Source organism: Halorientalis pallida, assembly GCF_004118325.1.
Lineage (GTDB): Archaea > Halobacteriota > Halobacteria > Halobacteriales > Haloarculaceae > Halorientalis > Halorientalis pallida.
In genome coordinates this window covers 498,156-522,587 of record NZ_RDFA01000001.1, presented here as the reverse complement: position 1 = coordinate 522,587, position 24,432 = coordinate 498,156, and the positions used below count along the sequence as shown (strand labels likewise).

At 66.1% G+C, this 24,432-nt stretch carries 27 protein-coding genes; 6 read left to right on the top strand and 21 right to left on the bottom strand.

Features of this window, described 5'->3' with window-relative positions; translation table 11 throughout:
• Nucleotides 1-18 precede the first annotated feature (18 nt).
• The gene (locus EAF64_RS02855) at nt 19-1,539 is read right to left on the bottom strand and encodes a replication factor C large subunit (RefSeq protein WP_129067449.1); all 1,521 of its coding nucleotides are present in this window, start codon (nt 1,537-1,539) and stop codon (nt 19-21) included.
• A 200-nt stretch (nt 1,540-1,739) separates the two neighbouring features.
• On the opposite strand from EAF64_RS02855, the gene EAF64_RS02850 reads away from it, so the two are divergent.
• Nucleotides 1,740-2,297, top strand: a complete 558-nt coding sequence (locus EAF64_RS02850; RefSeq protein ID WP_129067448.1) for a hypothetical protein — start codon at nt 1,740-1,742, stop codon at nt 2,295-2,297.
• Here the strand turns inward: EAF64_RS02850 and EAF64_RS02845 are convergent.
• Nucleotides 2,294-2,935: a metal-dependent hydrolase gene (locus EAF64_RS02845; protein ID WP_129067447.1), complete on the bottom strand. Its 642-nt coding sequence runs from the start codon at nt 2,933-2,935 to the stop codon at nt 2,294-2,296. The genes EAF64_RS02850 and EAF64_RS02845 overlap by 4 nt on opposite strands.
• Nucleotides 2,936-3,026: 91 nt before the next feature.
• Between EAF64_RS02845 and EAF64_RS02840 the strand changes: the two genes are divergently transcribed.
• A complete protein-coding gene (locus EAF64_RS02840) occupies nt 3,027-3,734 on the top strand; it encodes a helix-turn-helix domain-containing protein (protein ID WP_129067446.1) in 708 nt (235 codons plus the stop codon).
• Between the two features lie 563 nt (nt 3,735-4,297).
• Here the strand turns inward: EAF64_RS02840 and EAF64_RS02835 are convergent.
• The 3 genes from EAF64_RS02835 to EAF64_RS02825 form a co-directional block, all read right to left on the bottom strand.
• Nucleotides 4,298-5,518, bottom strand: coding sequence for a hypothetical protein (locus tag EAF64_RS02835; protein ID WP_129067445.1), 1,221 nt, complete (start codon nt 5,516-5,518; stop codon nt 4,298-4,300).
• 297 nt (nt 5,519-5,815) lie between these two features.
• Nucleotides 5,816-7,159 carry a hydroxymethylglutaryl-CoA synthase gene (hmgB, locus tag EAF64_RS02830; RefSeq protein ID WP_129067444.1) on the bottom strand — a complete coding sequence of 448 codons (1,344 nt, stop codon included), beginning with the start codon at nt 7,157-7,159 and terminating at the stop codon, nt 5,816-5,818.
• 76 nt (nt 7,160-7,235) lie between these two features.
• Nucleotides 7,236-7,865: a hypothetical protein gene (locus tag EAF64_RS02825; protein WP_129067443.1), complete on the bottom strand. Its 630-nt coding sequence runs from the start codon at nt 7,863-7,865 to the stop codon at nt 7,236-7,238.
• 213 nt (nt 7,866-8,078) lie between these two features.
• Between EAF64_RS02825 and EAF64_RS02820 the strand changes: the two genes are divergently transcribed.
• A complete protein-coding gene (locus EAF64_RS02820; protein ID WP_129067442.1) occupies nt 8,079-8,792 on the top strand; it encodes a CAP domain-containing protein in 714 nt (237 codons plus the stop codon).
• A 3-nt stretch (nt 8,793-8,795) separates the two neighbouring features.
• On the opposite strand, the gene EAF64_RS02815 is transcribed toward EAF64_RS02820, so the two are convergent.
• The 6 genes from EAF64_RS02815 to EAF64_RS02790 all read right to left on the bottom strand — a co-directional run bounded on the left by EAF64_RS02815 (nt 8,796) and on the right by EAF64_RS02790 (nt 13,907).
• Nucleotides 8,796-10,754 (bottom strand): PKD domain-containing protein, encoded by a 1,959-nt coding sequence (locus EAF64_RS02815; protein WP_129067441.1) that lies wholly within the window; start codon nt 10,752-10,754, stop codon nt 8,796-8,798.
• A gap of 82 nt (nt 10,755-10,836) precedes the next feature.
• Nucleotides 10,837-11,241: a type IV pilin gene (locus EAF64_RS02810; protein WP_129067440.1), complete on the bottom strand. Its 405-nt coding sequence runs from the start codon at nt 11,239-11,241 to the stop codon at nt 10,837-10,839.
• A 71-nt stretch (nt 11,242-11,312) separates the two neighbouring features.
• Nucleotides 11,313-11,900, bottom strand: a complete 588-nt coding sequence (locus tag EAF64_RS02805; RefSeq protein WP_129067439.1) for a DUF2150 family protein — start codon at nt 11,898-11,900, stop codon at nt 11,313-11,315.
• A 165-nt stretch (nt 11,901-12,065) separates the two neighbouring features.
• Nucleotides 12,066-12,464 carry a HalOD1 output domain-containing protein gene (locus EAF64_RS02800; protein WP_129067438.1) on the bottom strand — a complete coding sequence of 133 codons (399 nt, stop codon included), beginning with the start codon at nt 12,462-12,464 and terminating at the stop codon, nt 12,066-12,068.
• 10 nt (nt 12,465-12,474) lie between these two features.
• Nucleotides 12,475-12,945, bottom strand: coding sequence for a DUF7344 domain-containing protein (locus EAF64_RS02795; protein WP_129067437.1), 471 nt, complete (start codon nt 12,943-12,945; stop codon nt 12,475-12,477).
• Between the two features lie 119 nt (nt 12,946-13,064).
• Nucleotides 13,065-13,907, bottom strand: a complete 843-nt coding sequence (locus EAF64_RS02790; protein ID WP_129067436.1) for a TatD family hydrolase — start codon at nt 13,905-13,907, stop codon at nt 13,065-13,067.
• 123 nt (nt 13,908-14,030) lie between these two features.
• Between EAF64_RS02790 and EAF64_RS02785 the strand changes: the two genes are divergently transcribed.
• Nucleotides 14,031-15,071, top strand: a complete 1,041-nt coding sequence (locus EAF64_RS02785) for a sodium:calcium antiporter (RefSeq protein ID WP_129067435.1) — start codon at nt 14,031-14,033, stop codon at nt 15,069-15,071.
• On the opposite strand, the gene EAF64_RS02780 is transcribed toward EAF64_RS02785, so the two are convergent.
• From EAF64_RS02780 to EAF64_RS02740, 10 genes are all read right to left on the bottom strand, one after another.
• Nucleotides 15,068-15,511 carry an NYN domain-containing protein gene (locus EAF64_RS02780; RefSeq protein WP_129067434.1) on the bottom strand — a complete coding sequence of 148 codons (444 nt, stop codon included), beginning with the start codon at nt 15,509-15,511 and terminating at the stop codon, nt 15,068-15,070. The two genes, EAF64_RS02785 and EAF64_RS02780, sit on opposite strands and share 4 nt — an antisense overlap.
• A gap of 121 nt (nt 15,512-15,632) precedes the next feature.
• A complete protein-coding gene (locus tag EAF64_RS02775) occupies nt 15,633-15,917 on the bottom strand; it encodes a HalOD1 output domain-containing protein (RefSeq protein WP_129067433.1) in 285 nt (94 codons plus the stop codon).
• 112 nt (nt 15,918-16,029) lie between these two features.
• Nucleotides 16,030-16,182 (bottom strand): hypothetical protein, encoded by a 153-nt coding sequence (locus EAF64_RS20745; protein WP_193767546.1) that lies wholly within the window; start codon nt 16,180-16,182, stop codon nt 16,030-16,032.
• 210 nt (nt 16,183-16,392) lie between these two features.
• Nucleotides 16,393-17,097 (bottom strand): urease accessory protein UreF, encoded by a 705-nt coding sequence (locus tag EAF64_RS02770; RefSeq protein ID WP_129067432.1) that lies wholly within the window; start codon nt 17,095-17,097, stop codon nt 16,393-16,395.
• Complete coding sequence (locus tag EAF64_RS21555; RefSeq protein WP_129067431.1) at nt 17,094-17,762, bottom strand: urease accessory protein UreE; 669 nt, start codon at nt 17,760-17,762, stop codon at nt 17,094-17,096. Before EAF64_RS21555 ends, EAF64_RS02770 begins: the two co-directional genes overlap by 4 nt.
• Nucleotides 17,762-18,649 (bottom strand): urease accessory protein UreD, encoded by an 888-nt coding sequence (locus EAF64_RS02760; protein ID WP_129067430.1) that lies wholly within the window; start codon nt 18,647-18,649, stop codon nt 17,762-17,764. Before EAF64_RS02760 ends, EAF64_RS21555 begins: the two co-directional genes overlap by 1 nt.
• 1 nt (nt 18,650) lies before the next feature.
• Nucleotides 18,651-19,265, bottom strand: coding sequence for an urease accessory protein UreG (ureG, locus tag EAF64_RS02755; RefSeq protein ID WP_129067429.1), 615 nt, complete (start codon nt 19,263-19,265; stop codon nt 18,651-18,653).
• Nucleotides 19,262-19,657, bottom strand: a complete 396-nt coding sequence (locus EAF64_RS02750) for an urease subunit gamma (protein WP_129067428.1) — start codon at nt 19,655-19,657, stop codon at nt 19,262-19,264. The genes ureG and EAF64_RS02750 overlap by 4 nt, the downstream gene beginning before the upstream one ends.
• Nucleotides 19,658-19,659: 2 nt before the next feature.
• Nucleotides 19,660-21,363: an urease subunit alpha gene (gene ureC / locus EAF64_RS02745; RefSeq protein ID WP_129067427.1), complete on the bottom strand. Its 1,704-nt coding sequence runs from the start codon at nt 21,361-21,363 to the stop codon at nt 19,660-19,662.
• A complete protein-coding gene (locus EAF64_RS02740; protein ID WP_129067426.1) occupies nt 21,360-21,791 on the bottom strand; it encodes an urease subunit beta in 432 nt (143 codons plus the stop codon). Before EAF64_RS02740 ends, ureC begins: the two co-directional genes overlap by 4 nt.
• 337 nt (nt 21,792-22,128) lie before the next feature.
• Between EAF64_RS02740 and EAF64_RS02735 the strand changes: the two genes are divergently transcribed.
• Both EAF64_RS02735 and EAF64_RS02730 read left to right on the top strand, forming a co-directional pair.
• Nucleotides 22,129-22,800, top strand: a complete 672-nt coding sequence (locus tag EAF64_RS02735) for a sulfite exporter TauE/SafE family protein (protein WP_129067425.1) — start codon at nt 22,129-22,131, stop codon at nt 22,798-22,800.
• Between the two features lie 353 nt (nt 22,801-23,153).
• Entirely contained in the window at nt 23,154-24,431 is a 1,278-nt protein-coding gene (locus EAF64_RS02730) for an urea ABC transporter substrate-binding protein (protein WP_129067424.1), read from the top strand.
• The last annotated feature ends 1 nt before the right edge of the window (nt 24,432 follow it).

Sequence of the window (24,432 nt, the reverse complement as noted above, 5' to 3'; positions counted from 1 at the left end):
GGCCCCTTCTCCCCGCCGCTACACGAAGTCGCCGAGCCCCGACTGCTGGTCGTCCTCGCTCGACTCGTTCTCTGCCGACGCCGCGTCGCTCGCGTCGTCTACCGACTCGTCCGCCGCCGCACTCGCGGCGAGCGTCGCCTGGCCCTCGCCGTCCTCGGCTTCCTCGTCTCCCTCTTCGTCGTCGCCGTCCGGGGTGTCCGCGCTCTCTCCGTCTTCGTCGGCGCCGCCAGCGTGAGCGTCCTCGAACGCGCCACCGGAGTGTTCGACGGCGGCTTCCTCCCGGAGTCGTTCGGCGTCCGCGACGATGTCCTGGACCTTGTTGGTGTCCTTGCCCGAGCCGGTGACGAAGGAGACGTGTTCTGCGTCCAGATCGTACCGGGCGGCCATCGCCACGGTGAGTTCGCGGTTCTTGCAGTGGTGGGTCATCGCCGCCAGGTGCGGGATGACCTCGCGGCGGGCGGTGGCCATGCTCACGCCCAGGTTCTCGGCGACCTCGCGGGCCACGTAGTCGCGTTTCTCCCGCGTGCCCCGTGAGCGGCCGAGTTTCGACCAGTAACTCGGCGGGCCGTAGCGGGTCCAGCCACCCTTCTCGCCGTCCCGGGCGGCGGCGACGCCGGCGGTCATGTTGTCGCCGGCGTAGCGCCAGTAGGAGTAGTTCTGAGTCGCCCGTACTCGCCCGAGCCAGCGGTCGGCGTCGGCGAGGTAGTCGTACGCCCGTGCCAGTTCCCGACCCTGGTAGTCCTTGGGCATGTTGTCCTCGATCCAGTTGATCAGGTCGTCGGGCGTCTCGTCCACGTCGTAGGACGCTTTCAGCGCCTCCTCGGCGTCGGCCTCCTTGATGACGGTGTCGAGGTAGTCGAAGACGCCGTTGGTCCGGTCGCGTTCGCCGGTCACCACGTCCTCGGCCCGGAGTTCCGTGCGGCCCTGTGCGAGCGCCTGCAGGTCGTTCATCGCGCCCCGGAGGTCGCCGCTGTTGGACTCGGCGATGGCTTCGAGGGCGTCCTCTTCGAACTCGATGCCCTCCTGGCGGCACACGTCCCGGAGGACGGGGACGATCGACCGGGCGGAGATGTCGCGGAACTCGATCTCCCGGCAGGCGTTCCGAAGGGTGTTCGACATCTCGTAGAAATCGTTGGCGATGAGGACGACCGGCTGGCCCGCCTCCTTGACGATTGACGTGACCGCCCTGGAGCCGCCGCGGTCGACGTTGCCGTGGAAGTTGTCGGCCTCGTCGACGATGATGAGCTGTTTGCCGGTGCCGCCAAGCGTGGTGTTCTTGGCGGCGCGGCCGGCAAGTCGCTCGATGTCGTCTTTGGTCCGGGAGTCGCTGGCGTTGAGTTCGACGGTGTCCCAGCCCATGTCGCTGGCCAGCGCGTGGGCCGCGGAGGTCTTCCCGATGCCGGGACTCCCGTGCAGGATGGCCGCCTCCCCGTGCTCGTCCCAGGTCCGCCCCCACTCTCTCAGGGCGTCGCGGGCCTTGTCGTTGCCCCGGACCTCCGAGAGCGTCGACGGGCGGTATTTCTCGGTCCAGTCACTCATTGACGGACGAACGAACGGACCGCGTTTAGGGGTTGCGGAGCGGGGGTCGTGGCAGATCAGCATCGCGTCCGGCGACGCCCACAGGGCCGAGTCGGCTTTTTCGCTCACGTTTCTGTGCGGGTGGTGACGAGCGGAGTGAGCCTCCCTGGGTAAAGAGTGGGGCCACAAGGCTCATTCCGGGCGGGGGCGACCTGAAAGATATGAGTACTGACCAGATTCGCGAGTGGCCACTGAAAACCGGCGCAATCGCAGGTGCAGGCGCGTACCTGCTCGGGTACGTCTTCACGTACCTGCTGGTCGGCAGTGACATCCGCGAATCGGCCCTGAACCAGGTCTTCCAGGCATTCGGTGGGCAGGACCTGACTTATCAGGCCGTCGGGTGGGTGTTCTACAACGCGCACTTCGTCTCGACGGTCGTCGACGTGCCCATCTTCGGCGAAACCATCAACTTGATCTCCCGGTCCGAGACGGTCTCACCGGGCCTGTATCTGCTCCCGGTCCTCCTGCTGTTCGCTGCGGGCCTGGCCGTGGGGCGTCGCCGAAGCGTCTCGACCGACGCGGCCGAGGCGGCGAAAGCGGGCGCGACGGTCGTCGCGGGCTACCTCCCGCTGGCCGCGGCCGGTGCGTTCCTCGTTCGGGTTCAGGGCGATGCCGGTTCGGTCGGGCCGGACCCTCTGCTGGCGATACTCGTCGCGGGTCTGATCTACCCGCTCGTGCTGGGCGCACTCGGGAGCGTCGTCGCCGGTCAGACGAACTAATCCTGCCGCGCTCGGGTCCACAGGACGACGGGGCTCGTCAGAACGAGGAGGAGTTGCCAGCCCGACTGGGCGACCGGGAACACCCGGTCGACGTTCTCGGGTTCGCTCCCCGCAGTCGGGTCGACGCCGCTGTTGACGTGGTAGTTCTCGGTCGTGCCCAGCGCCCGCGTTCCGGTTCCGTCGCTGACCGGATCGGCACCGATTTCGACGAACGTCTGGACCAGCCCGCGCTGTGTGGAGTACTCCAGGGTCCCACCGATGGAGTAGAACTGATCGTGTAGTGGATAGAACGGGTTCGCCCCCCACGTGGTGAACATGTCGAGGCCGACCGCGGCGAACGTGAACGCGAGCAGCGACACCCAGGCGACCCGCGGTGCTCGTTCCCCGAACCGGCCGGTGAGCCACGGCCGGTCGCGGCGCCGGTCGTAGTACAGCAGGCCGGCGGCGATCGCCGGTAGCAGGAGCGTGTGAAAGGCCGCGCGGTGAGCGCCCGGGACCGCTAACCCGACGAACACGTCCAAGTCGGCGAAGATCACGACGGCGAACACGACGGTCAGAGACCGGCGTGAGAAAGCGTCACCGAGCAGGGCGGCGGCGAGGATGCCCGCGAAGGCGAGATGCACCACCGTCGATGGCATGGAGGGTCATCGGAGCGTCCAGGCAAATCCCTTCCGGTGACTGCGCTGCCGTGCCGGTACGTTAAAGTCCTCGAGTGCGTCCACTGGCGACATGGGACGTGGGCCACGTCGTGAACTCGCCGAGAAGATCGCCGGCGAGATCACGCTCAGCGACGATCCGGGGGCGACCATCCGGAAGTGGCGGACCGACTTCGACGTGTCCCAGACCGAACTGGCCGACACGCTGGAGGTCTCCTCTTCGGTGATCTCCGACTACGAGAGCGGCCGCCGGCAGAGCCCGGGGATCGGCGTCATCGAGCGCATCGTCGGCGCGCTGCTCGACATCGACGAGGCCCGCGGTGGCGGGCGCATCCGCCAGCACGCCAGGGTCCTCTCGGCCGGGTTCGACAGCGAGATCGTCCACGACCTCCGGGAGTACCCGGCGACGATTCCGCTGGAGCGGTACTACGACGCCATCGGCGCGACCGAGATCGTCGAGGGCGCGCAGACGACCGTCGCCGGCCACACCGTCATCGACAGCATCGAGGCGATCACTCGCCTCTCCAGCGAGGAGTTCTACCGGCTCTACGGCCAGTCCACCAATCGCGCGCTGGTATTCACGAACGTCACGCGGGGGGAGTCGCCGCTGGTGGCGATGCGTGTCGTCACGCCGACGCCCAACGCCATCGTCCTCCACGGACTGGACGAGGAGGGTCTCTGGGAGCACGCCCCGCGGCTGGCCCGGATCGACGGCTTCTCGCTGGCCGTGACGACGACGGACCTGCCGACGATGCTCGACGGGATGCGCGAGTTGCCCTGAAGGCGTTCGAAGTCGGCTCGCGTATTCACCACACGTTCGTCGCGGGCGCAACAGTCTCCCACTAGCACTGCACACGACGATTTTTGTGCGAGACTGGAAGTGACCCGATTCCTCGACGTGTCCTCGAGGGACACGATCCGCTCTTCGAGCTCCCGCATAGAGCGAGACAGATTCCAGAGCTGGAGGAGGATCAAGACGAGAAGTGAGATGATTATCACAGCCACTGTAACCTCAATCGGCGAGATGAATGTGCTCGTGAGGCCAACGGAAGCGAGGAGGAGCAAGACCAGCCGAGCGACGGACTGCGAGTCAATACCGCCGGTCGAGTCTGTTTCCCCGTGATCGCTGGACATCGGTGGCAGCTAAATCAAACAGCTGCCAATTATTATCTTGGGTTGAAACGTCGCCAGTCTCCACAATAGCCACTCTCCATCCAACGGGAGCACCCGCGAGCGAAGCGAGCGGTTCACTGAATCGAGGCCGTAGGCCGAGCTTCAGCCTTTTTCGCCCACGTTTTTGCCGCGAACGGTGGCCAAAACTCACCCGCGCGGGAAAGAGGTAGGTCAGCAGAGAGTCTGCTGGTAGTACGCCGACCCCGCCAGTCCGTCGTTCAGGTCCTGTCTGACGGCGTCGGAGAGGAAGGCCTCGTCGGCGTCGACGGTCGGGGAGAGCCAGCCCTCGCTGGTGTGGGTCTTGCCGTCGACTTCGCCGACGACGTTGTGGAGGAGTTCGTGGGTGATGACGTGGACGCGGAAGGGAACGTCGCCGTCGTAGGCCTGCCGTTCGTCGTCGATGACGCCGCCGAAGCCGGGGGCACTGGCGAACCCGACCTGACTGCCACCCCGGACCTCACCGACGACGACCTGGTGGTAGCGACAGCGCCGCGGGCCGAGGTTCCCGCGGGTGTAGTACTGGTGAACGTCCTCGACGCGCTCGCCGGAGACGGACACTTCGCCGCCGATGGCGCCGCCGTACCCGTCGTCACGCTCGTCGTCGATGTGGAGCGTGATGCCGGTCGAGCCGTCGGGGTTCTCGACGGGCATCTCGGCCCAGACCCGCTTGAGTGCCTGTCGTTCACGCTGGGAGAGCGGGTGGGTGTAACTCCCGTAGTCGAACTGGACGTAGAGGTCCATCCGGTCGGGGTCGGCGTTGGGCAGGTCCGCGCCGCCCGGCGTGCGGCCGCGGCGCTCCCAGCTATCCTTCAGGCGGTCGCCGTCCCGGTCCGGTCGCGGCCGGTCGTAGGCGCGTTCGTCGTCACCCGCGCCCTCGGCGCCGCCGTGGGTGGCGACGTCGCCGGACAGCACGTCGTCCATGCGGTCGTTGGCGTCTTCGAGCGCGCTCTGTGGGTCGCTCCCGTTGGTGAAGTTCCCGGCGTCGCTGACGGCGCTGTTCTCGCCGAGGTCACCGATCACGTACGGCAGTGCCCAGACCGATCCGATGAGAAAGAGGATCGTGAAACTGAACGCGAACGCCGCCTTCCCGATGGGTGTGTTCGGTGTGACGAACCGGACGATGCGTTTCGTCCGCGGGCCGGCCCGCCGGACCGCGGCGTAGCCGACCCTGGCGAACTCGTAGGCGACGACCACGGCGACGATCATCGTCCCGAGGAAGATACTCAGGATGAACGCCCAGTAGGGGAGTGCCTCGCTGGCCCAGCGGATCCCGTCGACGACGACCCCGCCCGCCGGCGCGAGCAACCGTCCGACTCGCGTCGGGAACGCGACCAGCGCCGTAACCAGGCCGATGATCGCGCCCACGAACGCGCTCTCCGCTGGGTGTGCCATATTCCGGAGTTGTCCCCCATCCGATTTGAATCCCTCGTTAATTTTATCGTTATCAATACTTTCGATTGGACGGAAAAATTTGATAGAATCGGCCGATACTGGCGCCCGATTGACGAATTGGCCGTATCAGGTTCGAAAATACTCGTTCCTGACGGGTCGTCACTCCACGTAGCGATACTTCCGTTCGGCCATCCGATCTTTTTCTTCTCGGGTGGCTCGTTCCACTCGCCACCGCTCGTCGAAAAACGTCGATGAAAAAGTAGGTCGCTCACTTCGTTCGCGACCTGTGCTCTGGATTCACCCCACGTAGCGATACTTCCGCTCGCCCATCCGGCCCCACCCGTCGAAGACGAACTCTTCGTCGGGCGTCGTGAACTCCTCGGCGTCGGCCTGGGTGTCCGTGTCGTGGTTGTGGACGTCGTGGATGTGCTCGTACTCCTCGAAGGAGATGGAGTACCGCGAGTCGAGCTGTTCGTCGACGTTCAGCTCGGCGATTTCCTCCTCCCAGCCGGGCTGGACGGTCTCGGCGTGGATCTCCGCCTGTGCGCCGCTGCCGTAGGAGCCGACGAGCAGGCGCTCGCCGGTCAGATCCTCGCCGGCCTCCAGTGCCTGCTTGAGGCCGCTGATGCGGGCGACGTGGACCGAACCGGTGTACCAGTTGCCGACCTGCCGGGAGATGGTGAGTGTGGGTTCGATCACGTCGTCGTACCACGCCGCGTAGGTGTCGGTCTCTTTGAGTTTGTCCGTGTACTCGCTGATGGCGTCCCGGAACGCCTCCTCGTCGTCGAACGCCTCGTGTCGTGGCTGGCGACCGATCTCCTCGGCCAGTTCCTCCTCGATGTGTGTGTTCCGGGTCATGTGCCGGAAGCCAAGCAGTGCGGCCTTCCGGACCATCCCCGGGAACGGCGTGTGGAACGGAACCAGCGTGAAGTCACCGGGCTCGATCTCGCCCCACACCGACTCGAAGTCCTCGACGGCCTCGCGCATCCGCGCCAGGTACACCTGCACCGACCGCTTCCCGTCCACGGAGGGGAACTGCTGGTTGGGTTTCAGGAAGTCCGTCTCGTCGGCACTGCCGAAGCCCTGCTCGGGCGACAACTCGACCAGATCCGGGTCCTCGCTGATCAACAGCGCCACCGCGCCCGCGCCCTGGGTCGCTTCGCCCGGATCACCGCGAGCGTACAGCGCCGTGTCCGTCGCCACGACGATAGCCTTCCGGCCACGGTGCCGGCCGGCGCGGATCCAGTTGTAGGCGTCGTCGATACTCTGAGTGCCCGCCACGCACGCGAACTTCCGTTCGCCCTTGTTCGCGTGGTGGAAGTCACCATCGTAAACCTGCTCCAGACAGCCCGCGATGTACGTCGACACGGGCTTTGAGTTGTCGAAGGCGCTCTCGGTGGCCACGTCGATCCGGCCGATATCGTCGGGTTCGAGCCCCTTCCGCTCCATCAGCCGGTGGGCGGCGTTTGCCCCCATCGTCACGATGTCCTCGTACGTGTCCGGGAACGAACTGGCGTGCAGGCCCAGGCCCTTCGTGTACTTCTCCGGCGACTCGCCCTTCGCGGGCGCGAACGTCTCCGCCAGGTCCAGTTCCAGCTTCCCCGTCCTGATCTCCACGGCGTCGATGCCGACCGCTGTCATACCTACTCCTCCGTGAACGTGGTATAATATATTGTCGACTAAACTATCGACAGCTGTCGAAACCAGTTCGCTCCGTTCACTCTGGAGTGTCGATCGGTTCCCACTCGACCTCGAAGTCGACGAGCACGTCGTCTTCGAGCTGGGAGTACTGTTCGCCCCCGCTCGGGACGGCCCGTGGCCAGTCGGTGTTGTTGACGACGATCCGGTACTCGCCCGGTGGAACAGTCACCGTCTTGTTCGCGACGTTCGTCGTGTGGAAGGTGCTCACTTCGGCCAGGTGACGCGCGCGGTGGCGGCGCTGGAACGCGCCGAACTCCTCGGGAGTGAACACGAGCACGTCCACCGGAGGACCGCGCCGCACGATCATGTCGTAGGTGATGTCCGCCGTCGATTCCAGGACCACGTCGAAGTTCTCGTAGCTGTTCTCGTCGAGGAGGAACTGTCCACCGGTCGTGCGGGACCGGCGCTGTCGGTCACCGACCGTGAACCGCGCTTCCGGGCCGTCGGTCGTCGTCTCCGTTCTGATTTCGGGTTCGGCCACTGTATCGGTCGTCCCGTCTGCCGTAGCCGTCGGCTGACGGTCGGCCTGTGGTGCTACTGACGCCTCACCCGTCTCGCTCTCTCGTGGCGATCGCTCGCTGACACACCCGGCGGAGAGTACCGACAGAACGGCCAGCCCGAACCGGCGACGCGACAGCCTACTCATACGCTCGCTTTCGGAGCCAGCGCAAAGATGTTTTCGGGCGTTTCGGGCCCAGAGTGGCGATTTTGTGCGTATCTGCCTGTGAAAGACGCGAAACATATTTCATCGCGCCGTCCGAGTGTCCGGAGAGAACATCGTTTCCATGAGGACCGGCCCACCGCGAGACTGTCGCGCACGTAATCGCACCGACGGCCCGCCCGTCTCCCATTCGACAGCATGAAGCGGGCGATCGCCGCGTCGATCCTCCTTCTCACGGTCGCCGTGTCGCTACCGGTCGTCGCCGACGGACTGCAGTCGACCCCTGACCGGCTCACCGATACCCGATCCGGAACACCACCGGTAACGACCACTGATCCCGGTAGAACTACTGCCCCGGAGGCTGTCTCCGATTCGGTCACGGTTGCCCCCGCTCGCGAGTCCGCGGCGGTCAGTGCGCAGGACGAAGGGGACGGAACCGCGCCAAACGAGACTGCCCTCGAACGAGCGCTCGCCACTGCGATCAACGACTACCGCGATAACCCCATCCGTACCGACGCGATGGACGGGACCCTCGAAACGAACACCGTGGTTGCACAGCGACTCGGGACCCTCGCACGCAACCACAGCGCCCGCATGGCCCGTCTGAACCTCGCCGCGCCAACGGCCGGCGAGACGACGCCAGCGGACCACTACGCAGCAGTCGACCTGGACGCCTCATGTCGGATGCGTCACCAGTACGAGTCGTACCTGCGCCCGCTCTCGGACCTCGAACTCGTCACGAGCGTCGACCCCAACGGCGCGAACGCGACGGTGACGGCAAACGCCGTGGTCGACCGCTGGTTCGCGGATCGAGCGTCACGCGAGACCCTGACGATCCGGAACGCCAACCACGTCGGTACAGGAGTAGCGACGGCCGACGGGATCGTCTACGTTACCGTCGCACTCTGCTGACGATCAGGGCACGGCCTTGGTCTCCGTATCCGCATCGCCGCTGTCGTCTGTCACGCGGAGCGAGACGCGACTCGCGTCGATCTTGGTCTTTCCAGGTGTCTGACCGGTGGCGTCGTCGAATATTCCGTCGTCGTCCAGGTCCCACTCGTAGGTCGTGATCGAGCCGTCGGGATCGGACGAACCACTCCCGTCGAGGTTGTACTGGTTGTTGCCGCTCGCGGTGGTGATCTGGAGGTCGGCCGTCGGGACCTGATTCCCGCCGGTCCCGCCGGGCCGGATCGTGAACGTCGAGCGTTCGGTTGGGCCGCCAGCTGTCGGATTGTAGAACACGGTGATGGTGACGCTCCGGCCGTCCATGTCGATCCGGTCGTCGTTGCCATCACGGAACTCGTACGTGTCGAAGGTCGCATCCGACCCGGCCGCGAGTTCTGGATTCCCGTTGCTCAGCGAGTAGCTACCGTCGTCGAGGTCGAACGACACCGGGAGGTCCGTCCCACCGCCCACGTCGACGTATCCGTCACTGTCGGCAGTCACGTAGAGTTCGTTCCGTCCCGGAGCAGGCGGCTCGAAGTTCGAGACCGCGTCGCTGAGCCGCTGAATGGTGCTCCCGACTGGATCGATCGAAACCTCGGTGATCTCGATGCGCTCGCCGACCTCGTTGGTGACGGTAAAGCCCACACCGCCGGTCGTGGTCGGGTCCTGCGTCGCGTCGTCGTTGTATATCAGGCCGGTCTCCTCGGGGCCGTCGGGGCCCGACGTGCCACCGGCCGTCACGTCCACGGTCAGGGATACGTCGGTCGCCCGATCGTCTGCGAACGCGGGGCCGAGTGGCTGGAGGCTGAAGTTGAGCTGTTCCGTCCCCGTCGAGCTGGGGGCCTCGTACTCGAACTGCACACGTCCGTCGTCTTCCGACACGGCCTGCCCGTCGACGGTTCCGCCGTCGCCGGGCGCAACTCCGCCCTCGACCGTCACACCCTCGACCGGGTTGTTGTACTGGTCACGAACTTCGAGGACGATGTCGGTCGTCGAATCCGTCGTCACGCTCGGGTCGGTCGTGGCCGCGGTCAGGTACGCGTCGGACTCGTCCGTGGTTCCCGTCCCGACACCGACTTTCGTCATGGTGAGATCGTACTCGCCGGATTCGAGCGTCAGCGTGATTTCGTAGGTTCCATCCGAGAGGGGTGTGGCACTGACGCCGCTGACGTATTTATCGGGGGCAGAGCCATCATCGTCGTACTCCGATTCGAGGAGCTGTTGTTGCCACTGGGTTCCCGACAGACCGGACTGAAAAGTCAACTCGATGGGGTCGGTCCCGTCCTCGATGTCGATCGCGCCCCCACCGGTGCTGATGGGACGCACGTCGACGGCGGTGGCATCAGCCGCGGTCCGGCCGAGCGACCCGTTGAGAGTCACCACCTGCAGATCGTTTCCGTCGATCAGTAGCTGGCTCGTTCGGGCAGCGGCCCCGTCGTCGAACCGGTTGTACAGGACTGTCTGTCCGTACACCGTCGTCGGCGCGCTGTCGTAGACGTTGTAGTTGGGGTCGTAGACGATGCTCCCGGTGTTGTACGACCGTCGGTCGCCGTTCCAGAAGTCGTCGGTATCCCCGTCGGTCGCGACGGCGTGTGTGAGGTTGAACGCGACGCTCCGGTTCGTCGTCTCGACTGTCCGTAACGCCCCCACCGGTGGCCCTGGATTGAGTGCGACCAGCCTGCTGGGATACTGCGTGCCTAACGTCACCGAGACGGAGCGACCGTTTCGGTCGCCGGTCATCGATACGATCGCGTTCCTGAGGTCCTGCATGTCCTGCTGGACCTCCTGGTTGTGTTTGAACTCCACCTCGCGGTTCTGATCCGGGACGACGAACGCCTGGTAGGACGAGAACGCGACGATGAGCGTGCCGAACAGGAGCACGGCTCCGATCTGGATCGCTTGGCCACGGGTGTCGTCCCGGAGAGTCACGTTTCCGACGCTATCACCTCTGTGAGTAAAACTCATGTGGCTGTTCTCGAAGCCGAAACTCCCGGCGGGGAACTGCCCGCCTTCACCCGTCGAGTGTGACCGTCGTCTCCGCGACGACGGCGTTCTCGTCACTGTGGACGACGACGATCCTGGCACGGTCCCCCTCGAGGCCGTGCGTCCGTACGAATCGGTCTCCCGGATCGAACCGGCCGTCGCCGCCGCTCACGTTCGCGCTGTCGACGGGAACTCGCACTTCGTCGCCGGTCCCGTCCAGAACGACCCCGAAGTCGCTCACAGCAATGTTCTCGCCGCCCATATGGACGACCCGCAGGTGCGTTGCGTTGGCCTCGACGGTTACGTCGGCGAGTACGGAGCCGTCTGCCCCGGTGTCCGCGAAGATCACGACGCTGACGATTCCGACCATCGTAACGACCACGCCGATCAGGATGACGACGCCGACGACTTCGGACTGGGCGCGGTCGGCCATGTGAGTACCGGTGTTTGTTTCGCCCCCTTTTGGAATAGCATTGGGGGCGTGTCGACTCCGGAAAGGCGGTTCTAGCTCTCGTCTTCTTCCACGACTTCGGGGTCGCTCATCGCCGTCTGCAGGCTGTCCAGCCCGTTGACCCACTCGGCCACCAGCCCGAATTCGAGTTCCTCGGCCAGTTCCATCGACAGTTCGTCGCCGTCGATGATCCGGGTGCCGGCCTGCGCGCAGTAGCCCAGCGCCGCGTCGGGGTCTTCCTCGGCCTCGGCGTCGGCCGCCGCGCGGACGTACTCCTCGATGGTCCCGTCGTCGGCGACACCGCCGGCGACGTACTCCTCGGCGGCGTAGAAGACACAAACGAGCGACGTCTGCACACCGTCGACGAGCATCAGCTTCTCCTCGTCGTCGAGCTGGACCTCCGAGAGCACGATCTCACGGATGTCCGCGAGCTTCTCGCGGGCCTCCTCCTCCTCGACGTGGCCGTCCTCGTAGGCCGTGATGATCTTCGCGACGGCGATCGCCGTGTCGTCCTGGAGGTTGAGCAGGAGCCGCGCGGAGTCCTCGTCTTCCGGGTCGATCTCTTCCTCGTCGATCCGCTCGATCCAGTTTTGCCACCGCTCCTCGGTGTAAAACGTCCCCGGCGGGTCGCTATCGCTCATACCTGCCCCTATGTACGGCCGGGGTTAAAGACTTCGAGGTACACACACCCACAGAGTCCGACCGGCGTTTCACACGATTCCGGTCGCTACAGGGTTTTTACGCCTCTATCGCCGGATTTCTCGCGTCCGTCGATTCGTGTCACAGCTCCGAACGGCCGCCGGCGGCTAGGTCTCGTCCGGGTCCTGCTCGTCGTCCGGGACGCCATCCGGTCTCGACGACCCGTCGGCGCGGGCGGCCTCGGCGGCCCCGCTCTCGCTGGACACTTCGTAGACGGAGATCGAGCCGTCCGAACAGAGGAAAAATCGGTACTTGCCGAGCGAGAAACTCAACTCCGCCGGGAACTGCATCGCCGCCGGCTCGCGGTAGAGGTGATCGAGCGCGTCCATGTCGATCACCTGGTACATCACCGGCAGGTCGACCGGCTCGACCTCTTCGATCGTGACCAGTGCGTCGATGATCGCGGAACTCGGTCGCCCGACGTATCGGGTCCGATACACCACGTCGGACTCCGATACGTCGACGATCCGATCGCGGTCGCGTCCGTCCTCGTCGGTGGCACCCATCAGAAACCACTCACGAGTGTCGTCGGTTCGCTGGCTCCCCAGCGGTCTCCGTCTTCGGCCGCCCCTCTCGTCCATGTTGCTCGATACCAGTTTGCACACCGGAGTATAGAAGGATTTCGCCCCGCTCGGGAATCCACTCGATGATCCCGAAATCGACCAGTTTCGGGAGGTGAACGTGGATCAGTCGCGCCGCCACCTCGTCACGCTCGCCCGGTGTGACGGCGGCCCTGGAGGTCCGTCGCTCGCGGGCCGCGACGTACGTCGCGAGTTCGTGAATGGCGACTGGCGTCTCGTGGGTCAGGAGGTACGTGATGAGGTGGCGGCGGTAGCTCTCGGCGAGGACCTCGAACGCCACCGACGGCATCGACAGCATCTCCGCGAGCGACTCGACACCCTCCTCGAACCCGAGCGCCGAGACGAAGTGGTCCGCTGCTTCGGTGACGGTTTCGCCCTCCGGGCCAGTTGCTTCTATCTCTTCCATGAGGCGTGTTGGCAGGATCCCGATTTAACCCTTCTTCCGAGGTAGGACGGTTCGTGTGGCAGATACTCGGTGGATACTCTCTCCGTCCAATCGGCCCGGTATCGCTCGCGCCCGTCACCTCACTCCAGCGTGGCCTCGGTGTCGATCCCGTACACCCGCGCGGGCGTCTCGACGTGTGCGTTGCGGACCGCCGTCTCGTGGCCCGCCTCCAGCAGCCAACGCACGCGGCGGGGCACCGTCTTCGGCCCCAGCACCGCGCCCGGCCGGTCCGGGTCGTCGATGAAGTCCGTCTCCATCATGAACGGCTCGCCGCGCTCGACCGCGATTTCGAGTTCCTCCTTGTCGGCGAGGACGCTCGGGACGGGGCCCGCCATCCGGCCACCGGAGTAGTGTTTCACCACGCGCTCGCGCGGGAGGCCGCGGTCCTCGGCCCACTCGGCGACCTCGGTGAAATCCTCGCCACCCTCCGTGTGTAACTGGACGGCACAGCCGACCTCCCCGCCCAGCTCGAAGGCGTGTCGCATCACGTCGTTCGAGGCCGCCCACACCGCCTCGTCCACGTCGTAGTGGGGCCGACCGGACTTGATCGCCAGTGCCGGCCCCTCGGCGACGTACTCGGCGGCCACGTCCAGTCCCGCCTGCATCAGGTCACGGGCTTCCTCTGGGTCGTAGCCTCGATCCAGCAACTGAGAGATCAGCGCCGGGTGGACCCCGAGGACCGGCCAGGCCCGCCCGTCGAGTACCTCGGTCGCGTCCGCGACGGCGTCCACGGTGAGGTCGAACACTTCCCGGAAGTCGTCGGCGTCGGAGACCTCGACGCCGAGCCCCCAGGAGGGCTTGTTGAGGACCAACAGGTGCGTCCCGCCGTGGTCCGCGAACTCCTCGACGGCTGCCGTGTTGCGTCCGTTGACCGGGTCCAGATGCAGGTGATCGTCCAGTACCGGCGTGTCGAGGTCGTCCATATCTGCCCTGGTCGCGCCCGGCGCAAAAACCGTTCGTCTCCCGCAACCGCTCCCCGTGTCAATGTACTTGTCCTGACACTGGCTCCGGAATCACTTTGTGTCCACTGCCTGAGGGTGTACCCGATGAGCGAGGCCGGCGTCTCACTGCTCGACATCGGGATCATCGTCGTCGCGACTGTTGGCATCTGGATCGGCAGCGGCTGGCTCGAAGACGCGAGCGAGGAACTCTCCACGTACTACGGGCTGCCACAGGTCGTGCAGGGCGCTATCGTCACCGCCGTCGGCTCCAGCTTTCCAGAACTCGCGTCCGTGGTCTTCGCCGCCATCCTGACCGGGTCCATCGAACTCGGCGTCGGAGCCATCGTCGGGTCGGCGATCTTCAACATCCTCGTGATCCCCGCGCTGTCGGGCATCGCGAAGGACGACCAGATCGAAGCCAACCGGACGCTGGTCTACAAGGAAGCCCAGTTCTACATGCTCGCAGTCTCGGTGCTGGTGATCACCTTCGCGCTGGCGGTGATCTACTACCCCGATAATACGGCGGGCGCGCCCGAGCTCGCCGGCTTCGTGACCCGCCCGCTCGCACTGATCCCCATCGGGCTCTACGGCCTGTACATCTTCATCCAGATGCAGGACACCGGCGACTACGAGGCCGACACCGACGGGATCGAAGACATCGCGGTTCGGAAGGAGTGGGGCTATCTGGTCGCTGGACTCGTGGTGATCCTGATCGCCGTCGAGCGACTGGTCCACTCCGTCGACCTGATCGGGGCGACGCTCGGCGTCCCGGAGTTCATCATGGGCGTGACGATCATCGCCGCGGCGACGAGTCTCCCCGACGCCCTCGTGAGCATCCGGGCGGCACAGGACGACCGTGGGGTCGCCTCCATCGCGAACGTACTCGGCTCGAACACCTTCGACCTGCTCGTGGCCATCCCGATCGGCGTCCTCATCGTCGGGTCGGCCTCGATAAACTTCGCGATGGCCGTCCCGATGTTCGCCGTCCTCACGCTGGCGACAATCCATCTGTTCACCGTCCTCAGGACCGACCTCTCGCTGACTCAGCTGGAATCGTACAGTCTGCTGCTCGCTTACGCCGTCTTCGTCGTCTGGGTCGTCCTCGAATCCGCCGGGGTCATCGCGGGTATCCTGCCGGCGGGTTAATCCAGCGTCACGGCGTCGTGGGCGGCGGTTCGGAGCGCGTCGGACCGGCCGTACTCGCCGGGTGCGATGGCGAACGTCTCGATCCCCCGGCGAGCGGCAGCCTCGACGACGGGCTTGAAGTCCGTGTCGCGGGAGGCGATGGCGAGCAGGTCGATCTCGTCCTCCGCGGCCGCGGCAGTCGCGTCGACGGCGAGTTTCACGTCCACGTCGCCGCTGGTCGTGACGACCTCGAAGCCGTTGGCCTCGGCGGCCTGTATCAGTCCGGACGTGGCGTTCTCGTCGAGGTAGAGTCGCGTGACAGCGAGTCGGCCCCGTTCGTCGGCGACTGCGCGCACGTCCGCGAGGTCAACGTCGAACTCCGAACGGAGGACGTTCGGGCCGTCGACGAACAGGCCCACCCGCACTGGCCCGTCGGCTCCGAGCCGATCCAGCAGTCCCATACCGTCTGGACTGGGGGCCGGCGGTATACGGTTTTCGAGACGCACACTCCCGGTCCGACCGTGGAACGGTTCGGCGGGCCAGGTGATCGTCGCGGAAGAACTGGCGCTGACTCGGCGGCGCTCACTCCGTGGCCGGGTCGACGAGGACGGTGCCGTCGCTGTCGACCGTCACCGACTGCCCGTCCAGCGTGAACGATACCGTGACGGTTCCGGATCCCGACGCGAGCACGCGGGCGAGCGCGTCCGGGTCGAGGACGTCGCTGAGGAGCTCCGAGAGCTCCATCCCGTCGACGCCGCGCGCCTCGGCGACCGTGTCGACGATCGTCCCGGTCAGCGAGTCCGGATCGTCCGGGTCCCAGGTCGCCCGGAACCGTCCCCCCTCGTCGTCGTTCCGATCAGACCCCATGTACCTGGCTACAGCGACCGGACAATCAAAGGTTGTGCTTGCGAGTCGGACCTGCGCACGACCGGTCCGGCCGCTCTCCGTCCAGCGACGACCGAAAAGAGCACCCCCACGTTCAGGTGAGGTCGGGCACCAGCGGTGCGTCCGTCTCCGCCGCACGGGCGACGCCCCCGTCGGAGGCGACACGGCTCTCGCCGTCGGTCCGGTCGGTCGCCGCTGCGAACTCGGGCACCATCGGGTCGATTTCGTTGGATCGAGGCCGGGTCATAGTGAACTCCGTCAGCTTCGTTTCACCCTGCGGTCCCCAGTATCATAAACCTTCATGATCTATCCTGATACAGCGTTCGGTCACCGCTGTCCGAAAGTTCGTCGAACGAACGCGGGTAACACGGCGTCGTTTCGCCGGAACGTCTTGTGACTCGCGTATCCGGATACGGACGTCCAGTTTTCGCCGATCCGGCGGAACCTCGGAGGGGGGTCAACTGAGGAACAGTCGGCGTTCGGCGCGCTCGTGTTCGGCCGACAGTACGTCGATCAGCGGTGCGAACGGGCTCAACTCCTCGACGGTCCGGTCGACGTTCGCCTCCCAGGCGGCGACGATCGCGGGGCGGCTCTCGGTGACGATCCGCTGGACGTCGGTGTGTCCGATCCGGAGGACGCGCTGGGCCGCACCCACGAGGTCCGTGACGAACGAGTAGCCCTGGACGAGGGCCGCCTGCCGTGCGGTCATGCCCGTGCGGGCCGCCACCGCGCCGAGGACGGCCGCGTAGTTGCCCGGCGCGTCCCCCGCCCCGACGGCCTCGTCGTATGCCGCCAGGAACTGGTCAGCTTCTGTGTCGGCCACCAGCGAGAGCAACTGCCCGCCGGTCCGGGTCGAACTCTCGCGGAACTCCGCGGGCAACTGCACCGCCGAGCACCGCCGGTCGATCCGGCGAACCTCGTCGTGATCCCCGTCGCTCGCCGCGGCGTGGGCCGCCGCCACGACCACCATGTCACAGGGCCCGATCTGCCGGTCGAGGTACGTCTCGACGAGCGCCTGCAGGTCCGCGGCGTCCTCGACCTCGTCGGCCGCCACGAACTGCTCGACGCCGTAGGAGGTGGTGAACGACCCTGCCGGGAGAAACGAGTCCGCGAACTGGAGTGCCGCGACCGGGGATTCGTCCACCGGCAACTCGTCGGTCATCCGTCGCCCTCCTCGCCCGCGCTCGGTTCGTCCAGCGTCCGGACCCCCGTACCTGGGGCGTGACCGTGGCTTCCCTGACCGTGACTGTGGCCGGTGTCGTCGTGGCTATGTGTGTGATCGTCGCCGTGATCGTGCGCGTGTCCACCACCGCCGTGCCTGTGGTCGTGGTCGGCAGTGCCCGCGTCGTCGAACAGGGTCGGATCGACCCGCTCGCGCCACATCTCGGTGTCGGGTGGGACCATCGCCTCGACCGTTTCGACGGTTCGGTCGCCGTCGGTATCGAGCGCGATCAACACCTCGCCGTCCCTGACCGCCAGGTCGCGGTGGCGGTTGCCGACGGCGTGGCCCAGCTCCGCCGCCCGGGCCATCGCCGCGGCGTCGCCGTCCGTGAAGGCGACGACCAGCGCCTCGCGGTCGGCGAACTCCACGAGGACGACCCGTTCGTCGTCGTTTACCAGCACGTCCCCAGGTTCGAGGCCGCGCTCGTCCTCGACCACGACGCCGATCTCGGTGCCCGCGTCCGTCGCCGTCCTGATCCGCGACCGTCGGCGCTCGCGCTCGTCCAGCACGACCCGTTCGACCTCGTCGGCCGGCCGGGTCTCAACCGCCGCCCGCAGGTCCGCGTCGTCGTCGACGTTCCCGAGGACCGAGTCGGTGACCAGCATCAGTCCTTCCTCCGTTCCGGTGCCGGGGCCCCGACGAGCATCCGCCGTGCCTCGTCCCAGGCGGCGTCGAGCGCGCCCGAAACGGCCGCCCGCTCGCCGAGCGCCCGGACCATCACGCCCGCGTCGTTCGGGAGCGCGGTCGCGCCGGCCCGGGCCGTCGTCGCGTCGACGACCCGTTCGTGGAGCGGATCGGCCGCGGCCTCGCCGACGACGTACAGCGTCCCCAGCACGTCGTGGTCGCCCATGACGCCCGGCCGCCGCGGGTCGCGCTCGGCCGGGTGCAGGTCGGTCGTGTCCTCGAACAGCAGTCCGTCGGGGTCGCGTGCCCGCAAGCGCGTGTACGCGCGCTCGAACTCGAAGGCCTCGTCCCGAGCCAGGCGACCCGGCACGACCACCTCGCCGACGACGGCACTCGCACCCTCGGCCACCGAGAGCGTCGTCTCGCCGCGGTAGCGGGCGTCGGCGTGCAGGATCGTCGGCTCCGGCAAGTACTCCAGATAGCCGTCCGCGGCCACCTGCAGGCTCACGTCCACCCGGCCGTAGTTGCGGTCCATGCCGTGGACCTTCGTCGCGTTCCCGGTCGTGACGTGGGCGCGAGCGCCCTCGCCGACGGTCACCGAGAGGTCGTGGCGGTCGCCCTGGGCCACCGCACCGGTCGGCGACTGGAGGTACACCGTCGACAGATCCGGTAGGGCTTCGTCGTGGTCCAGCCCGCCGGTCAGGTGGAAGGGGACCGTCGCGTAGTCCTGCACCAGTCGCGTCTCGCCGTCGACGGCTGCGAAGGCCGCGTCCAGGCGCCCCTCCTTGCCGACCGCGCCGTCGGCCGCCGGCGGGAGTCGCTCGGCCGCGTACGTCTCGAACGCGTCCTGTGGGCTCTCGGCGGCCATCTCAGGCGAACAACACCTGGCCCTGGATCTCCTCGCGCACGTCGTCGATCCCGTCCTCTGTCTTGCAGTTGGTCGTGACCACGGGCCCGTCCCGGACCTCGTCGGCGTCCTCGAGCATCAGGTCCAGGTCGGCCCCGACGTGGGGTGCCAGGTCGGTCTTGTTGATGACCAGCAGATCGGCCTCGGTGACGCCCGGGCCCCGTTTTCGAGGGATGTCGTCGCCCTCGGCCGTCGAGATGACGTACAGGAAGTAGTCGGCCAGTTCCGGGTTGAACGTCGCCGCGAGGTTGTCCCCGCCGCTCTCCAGGAGGACGAGATCGAGGTCGGGTTCGATATCGAGGAACCGGTCGATCTGTTCCAGGTTCATCGACGGATCCTCCCGGATGCCGGTGTGGGGGCAGGCCCCGGTCTCGACGCCGGCGACCAGTTCCGGCGGGATCAGGCCCGCGAACGAGTCCCGGAGTACGTCCGCGTCCTCCTGTGTGAGGATGTCGTTGGCGATGACACCGACCTGCAGGCCCGCTTCGCGCAGTCGCGGGACCAGCGCCCGGACCAGCGAGGTCTTCCCGGAGCCGACCGGCCCGCCGATGCCGACGGTGGCGACCTGCCGGCTCATGCTTTCTCATCCCCGTCGACGGATTCGTCGCCTGTCGGCCGGCCGCCGTCGCTGGCCAGCCCCATCTCCTCTGCCTGTTCGGGCGTCTCGAACCGGATCGGGTCGTGGATCGTCACGAGCTTGGTCCCGTCGGGGAAGGTCGGTTCCACCTGGACTGTGTCGATCATCTCGGGGACGCCTTCCATCACGTCCGCCTCGGTGAGCAGGGCCTGGGCCGCCGATCGAATCTCGGCGACGCCCATTCCCTCGCGGGCGCGTTCGCAGGCCCAGTCCGAGATGAGCGCGACGGACTCGGGGTGGTTCAGCTTCACGCCGCGCTCCCGGCGGCGTCGAGCGAGCTCTGCGGCCATGAAGATCGTCAACCGCTCGCGTTCTTTGGGTGTGAGTTTCATGATTAGAGCATGTACCGCTGGGCCAGCGGGATTTCCTCGGCCGGCTCACAGCTGATCACGTCGTCGTCGACGGTGACCTCGAACGTCTCGGGGTCCACGTCGATGTCGTCGGGGCAGTAGTCGTTGCGCACCATGTCCGATTTGGCGACCGTCCGGGTGCCCGAGATCGGGACGACCTCGCTGTCGAGGCCGTACTCCTCGCCGATCCCGCGCTCGGCGGCCGCCTCGCTGACGAACGACAGGGAGAGTTCGTGTTTGGCCTTCCCGACGGCGCCGGCCCGCTCGCGCTGGACGATGGGCTCGCAGGTCATCAGCGACCCGTTGGCCTCGCCCATGCTCGACATGACCGGGAAGCCGCTCTTGAACACCATCGAGGGCTTGATCCCGAAGAACGCGGGGTCCCACAGCGCCACGTCGGCGACCTTCCCCGGCTCCAGCGAGCCGACGTACTCGTCGATGCCCGCCGTGATCGCCGGGTTGATCGTGTACTTGGCGACGTAGCGCAGGATGCGCTCGTTGTCGTTGTCGGTCCCCTCGTCGCCGGGCAGGGGACCGCGCTGGCGTTTCATCTTGTCTGCAGTCTGCCACGTGCGGGCGATGACTTCGGCCATCCGGCCCATCGCCATCGAGTCGGAGGTCATGATCGACACCGCGCCCATGTCGTGGAGCACGTCTTCGGCGGCCAGCGTCTCCGCGCGGATGCGTGACTCCGCGAAGGCCACGTCCTCGGGCACGTCGTCGTCGAGGTGATGACAGACCATCACCATGTCCAGGTGTTCGTCCACGGTGTTCTCCGTGAACGGCATCGAGGGATTCGTCGAGGACGGCAGGGCGTTGGGTTCCCCGACGAGTTCGATGATGTCCGGGGCGTGACCGCCGCCGGCCCCCTCGATGTGGAACATGTGCATCGTCCGGCCGTCGATGGCGTCGAAGGTGTCCTCGACGAACCCGGACTCGTTGAGCGTGTCCGTGTGGATTGCGGTCTGCACGTCCATCTCTTCGGCCACGGTCAGACAGGTGTCGATCACTTCGGGCGTCGACCCCCAGTCCTCGTGCATCTTCAGGCCGCAGGCACCGGCCTCGACCTGCTCGCGGAGCGGTCCGGGGTCGCTGGCGTTGCCCTTCCCGTAGAACCCGACGTTGACCGGCCAGTCGTCGGCCGCCTGGAGGAACCGCTGGATGTTCGTGGGGCCGGTCGTGCAGGTGGTCGCGCCGCCGCCGTAGCCGCCGCCGATCATCGTCGTGATACCCGACGTGAGGGCGTGTTCGTACAGGTTCTCGGCGTTGAAGTGGATGTGAATGTCGAGGCCGCCGGGAGTGGCGATCATCCCCTCGGCGTTGTACACGTCCGTCGCGGGGCCGACCACCATGTCGACGCCGTCCATCGTGTCCGGGTTGCCAGCCTTCCCGACGCCGGCGATGTCGCCGTCCTTGATCCCCACGTCTGCCGAGACGATGCCGAGCACGGGGTCGATCACGACCGCGTTCGTCAGCACCCAGTCCAGTGCACCCTCCGCCGACGTCACGCCCGAGGCCATCCCCATGCCGTCACGGAGCGTCTTGCCGCCGCCGAAGACCGCCTCGTCGCCGGGCGTCCCGAGGTCCTCGGTGACTTCGGCGAACAACTCGGTATCTCCCAGCCGAACCCGCGAACCCTCCGTCGGGCCGTACAGGTCCGTGTACTGGCGTCTGGAGACGTCTCTCATTCGGTGTCCTCCGTGTCGTCGGCCGTCTCGGTGTCGGCACCGGACTCGGTCCCGGTATCGGCGAATCCTCGCTCCCGTGCCCGGGTCAGCGCGTCACCAGCCTCACCGTCGCTTGTCGCGCCGTCTGTCAGTCCGTTGTGGCCGGTGACGCGCTGTTTCCCGCCGTATGCCACGAGGTCGACCTCGCGTTCGTCGCCGGGCTCGAACCGGACCGCGGTCCCAGCCGGCACGTCCAGTCGCATCCCGAACGCCGCCTCGCGGTCGAAGGTGAGCGCCCGGTTGACCTCGAAGAAGTGGAAGTGCGAGCCGACCTGCACCGGCCGGTCCCCCGTGTTCGCGACTGCCACCGTGGCCGTCTCGCGCCCCTCGTTGATCGAGACTGTCCCCTCGCCCGGCTCGACTTCGCCGGGAACCAGGTCACTGCCCATCGCGTCCACCTCTGGAAACTGTCTCTGTCGGATTGTCCATGTTCACTGGTGAATATTTAGAGCAACCACTAATCCTTGCTGGTTACGGCGAACGAAGCAACTGGATATATCCACAATCACTGGACGAACGGCCGACAATTTCTGAACGAGCGTCGAAATCCTGGGTATCCTCCGTCCGACGGGAGTTCCGTCTTGCGCGAATCTGTTCCGGTTCTCTGTGTGTTCGTGTTCTTCCGACTGGAAGTTCGACAAACGCGTCCGGTTTTCGGCGGCAAAAGCGACGAAGATTTTGGTCGTATCGGTGGATTAATCACGTCGGTGCGCCGTGTCGGAACACATGGCAATCACTGCTGCGGCGATCACTGGCGCGGTGGTGGGGCTCCGGCACTCGCTGGAGGCGGACCACCTCGCCGCGATCTCGACGCTCGTCGACGACCGCAAGACGGATCGTCCCGGCGTGGTCGGCGCGTCCTGGGGTGTCGGGCACTCCATCCCGATCATCGCCGTCGGCCTCGTGTTCGTCTTCCTCAGCGCGTCGCTCCCCGACGCCGTGACGCTGGCGTTCGAGGTCCTGGCCGGCCTGATCCTCGTGTACCTCGGCCTCCGGATGTTGCTGGAGGTCGCGGGCTTGCTCACCGTCGAACGCCACGAACACGACGGCCACGAGCACACTCACGTCTCCCTCGGGAGCGTCTCCATCGGATCGTTCCACACGCACGTCGACGGCGAATCCTTCCTCGTCGGCATCGTCCACGGCCTGGCCGGAAGCGGGGCCATCGTCGTCGCACTCGCCGCGAGCGCGTCGACGATCCCCTCCTCGTTCTCGCTCCTGCTGTCGTTCTCGGTCATCACCGTGCTGACGATGAGCGTCCTCTCGTACCTGTGGGGCTCGGTGTTGACCACCCGTCTCCAGTCGGCGCTGAAAGTCCTCGCCGGGAGCGCGAGTTTCGTCATCGGCGGCCTGCTCGTCACGAACGAACTGCTGGGCGTCGGCCCGGTCCTGTTTTAGCTCGTCTGTGGCCGGCGGTTCTTGCCCGTCTCACAGCCTCCTTCGCCCCTCGTATCAATCCCCCAACCGTCGTTATCCCACCATTCGCAAATCCTGAGTCAATTATTGACCATACGTTGCGGGAAAAATCGAATACCAGAGTATATTCCGAGCGTATGGGGGAATACCTTATACAACATTGTATCAAATGGAGAAAATTAATACCCATTTGGAAACTGTTATTAGTAAGTGCCAGTCACAGTCTGACGTCGAATGATGGTGGACATATATACGGAAAAGTGCGGAAGTATTGGTAACAACACGAACTTATCCGCTCCCGACGTGGACGCCTGTCTTTGTGGGGGTGGGCTTGCGTGACGAAACGCGTCGACCGTCGGAAGTTCCTCGCTGGCGGTGCCAGTATCGCGACGGCGGGGTTGGCTGGCTGTGCCCTGACGGGGAGTGGCAGCAGCGATACGATCAAACTCGGCATCCTCGAAGACCAGTCGGGTAACTTCGCGCTGGTGGGGTCGCCCAAACACAAGGCGAGCCTGCTCGCCATCGAAGAGATCAACAACAACGGCGGGATCAACGGCCAGCAGATCGAATACTTCGACCCCGACCCACAGTCGAACAACCAGCGGTACCTGGAGTTGACCCGGCGGATGATCAACCAGCGCAACGTCGACGCGTTGTGGGCCGGCTACTCGAGTGCGACTCGGGAGACGATCCGTGAACCGGCCATCGACCCGAACGACCAGCTGTACTTCTACACGACTCAGTACGAGGGTGGCGTCTGTGACAAGAACGTGTTCGCGGTGGGGCCGACCGCCCGCCAGCAACTCGGGATCGTCCTGCCCTACCTCGTCGAGGAGTACGGGTCCGATATCTACACCATCGCGGCCGACTACAACTTCGGCCAGCTCTCGGCCGACTGGGTGAAGGTCCTGGCCGACGAGAACGACGCCAACGTGATCGGCGAGGAGTTCATCCCGCTCTCGAACTCGGAGTTCTCCTCGACGATCAGCCGGATTCAGGACGCCGATCCGGACTTCGTGATGTCGATGCTCGTCGGGTCGAACCACACCTCCTTCTACAAACAGAAGGCCTCGGCCGGACTGGACATCCCCATCGGCACCTCGACCGCGATGGCCCAGGGGTACGAACACCTGCGGCTCGACCCGCCGGCGATGTCGAACATCTACGCCGGCGTCAACTACATGGAGGAGGTTCCGACCAACCGCAACACGAAGGAGGGCGGCTTCGTCGACCGCTACTACGAGAAGTTCCCCGACGCGCCCTACCTCAACGAGGAGGCCGAGAACAACTACTTCTCGATCTACATGTACAAGCGGGCGGTCGAACAGGCCGGCACGACCGACCAGGAAGAGGTCAAGGCGGCCCTGGAGTCGGGGATCACCTACCCCGCGCCCGAAGCGCCCGACGGCGAGGAGATCAAACTGGTGCCCGAGACCCACCACGTGAACCACCACATGTGGGTGATGCGGGCCGACGAAGAACACAACGTGGAGGCCGTCGACGACCGGGTCATCGACGAGACCTTCCTCAAGGACACGGTCGGCTGTGATCTCACGAGCAAGGACGAGGAGACGCAGTACACGCCACAGGACTACTACGAGGAGGCAGGGTAGG

Excerpts from the sequence above, each read along its gene's own strand:
- EAF64_RS02855 (WP_129067449.1), bottom strand. The coding sequence starts at position 1,539 with ATGAGTGACTGGACCGAGAAATACCGCCCGTCGACGCTCTCGGAGGTC.
- EAF64_RS02850 (WP_129067448.1), top strand. The coding sequence starts at position 1,740 with ATGAGTACTGACCAGATTCGCGAGTGGCCACTGAAAACCGGCGCAATC.
- EAF64_RS02845 (WP_129067447.1), bottom strand. The coding sequence starts at position 2,935 with ATGCCATCGACGGTGGTGCATCTCGCCTTCGCGGGCATCCTCGCCGCC.
- EAF64_RS02840 (WP_129067446.1), top strand. The coding sequence starts at position 3,027 with ATGGGACGTGGGCCACGTCGTGAACTCGCCGAGAAGATCGCCGGCGAG.
- EAF64_RS02835 (WP_129067445.1), bottom strand. The coding sequence starts at position 5,518 with ATGGCACACCCAGCGGAGAGCGCGTTCGTGGGCGCGATCATCGGCCTG.
- hmgB (WP_129067444.1), bottom strand. The coding sequence starts at position 7,159 with ATGACAGCGGTCGGCATCGACGCCGTGGAGATCAGGACGGGGAAGCTG.
- EAF64_RS02825 (WP_129067443.1), bottom strand. The coding sequence starts at position 7,865 with ATGAGTAGGCTGTCGCGTCGCCGGTTCGGGCTGGCCGTTCTGTCGGTA.
- EAF64_RS02820 (WP_129067442.1), top strand. The coding sequence starts at position 8,079 with ATGAAGCGGGCGATCGCCGCGTCGATCCTCCTTCTCACGGTCGCCGTG.
- EAF64_RS02810 (WP_129067440.1), bottom strand. The coding sequence starts at position 11,241 with ATGGCCGACCGCGCCCAGTCCGAAGTCGTCGGCGTCGTCATCCTGATC.
- EAF64_RS02805 (WP_129067439.1), bottom strand. The coding sequence starts at position 11,900 with ATGAGCGATAGCGACCCGCCGGGGACGTTTTACACCGAGGAGCGGTGG.
- EAF64_RS02800 (WP_129067438.1), bottom strand. The coding sequence starts at position 12,464 with ATGGGTGCCACCGACGAGGACGGACGCGACCGCGATCGGATCGTCGAC.
- EAF64_RS02795 (WP_129067437.1), bottom strand. The coding sequence starts at position 12,945 with ATGGAAGAGATAGAAGCAACTGGCCCGGAGGGCGAAACCGTCACCGAA.
- EAF64_RS02790 (WP_129067436.1), bottom strand. The coding sequence starts at position 13,907 with ATGGACGACCTCGACACGCCGGTACTGGACGATCACCTGCATCTGGAC.
- EAF64_RS02785 (WP_129067435.1), top strand. The coding sequence starts at position 14,031 with ATGAGCGAGGCCGGCGTCTCACTGCTCGACATCGGGATCATCGTCGTC.
- EAF64_RS02780 (WP_129067434.1), bottom strand. The coding sequence starts at position 15,511 with ATGGGACTGCTGGATCGGCTCGGAGCCGACGGGCCAGTGCGGGTGGGC.
- EAF64_RS02775 (WP_129067433.1), bottom strand. The coding sequence starts at position 15,917 with ATGGGGTCTGATCGGAACGACGACGAGGGGGGACGGTTCCGGGCGACC.
- EAF64_RS20745 (WP_193767546.1), bottom strand. The coding sequence starts at position 16,182 with ATGACCCGGCCTCGATCCAACGAAATCGACCCGATGGTGCCCGAGTTC.
- EAF64_RS02770 (WP_129067432.1), bottom strand. The coding sequence starts at position 17,097 with ATGACCGACGAGTTGCCGGTGGACGAATCCCCGGTCGCGGCACTCCAG.
- EAF64_RS21555 (WP_129067431.1), bottom strand. The coding sequence starts at position 17,762 with ATGCTGGTCACCGACTCGGTCCTCGGGAACGTCGACGACGACGCGGAC.
- EAF64_RS02760 (WP_129067430.1), bottom strand. The coding sequence starts at position 18,649 with ATGGCCGCCGAGAGCCCACAGGACGCGTTCGAGACGTACGCGGCCGAG.
- ureG (WP_129067429.1), bottom strand. The coding sequence starts at position 19,265 with ATGAGCCGGCAGGTCGCCACCGTCGGCATCGGCGGGCCGGTCGGCTCC.
- EAF64_RS02750 (WP_129067428.1), bottom strand. The coding sequence starts at position 19,657 with ATGAAACTCACACCCAAAGAACGCGAGCGGTTGACGATCTTCATGGCC.
- ureC (WP_129067427.1), bottom strand. The coding sequence starts at position 21,363 with ATGAGAGACGTCTCCAGACGCCAGTACACGGACCTGTACGGCCCGACG.
- EAF64_RS02740 (WP_129067426.1), bottom strand. The coding sequence starts at position 21,791 with ATGGGCAGTGACCTGGTTCCCGGCGAAGTCGAGCCGGGCGAGGGGACA.
- EAF64_RS02735 (WP_129067425.1), top strand. The coding sequence starts at position 22,129 with ATGGCAATCACTGCTGCGGCGATCACTGGCGCGGTGGTGGGGCTCCGG.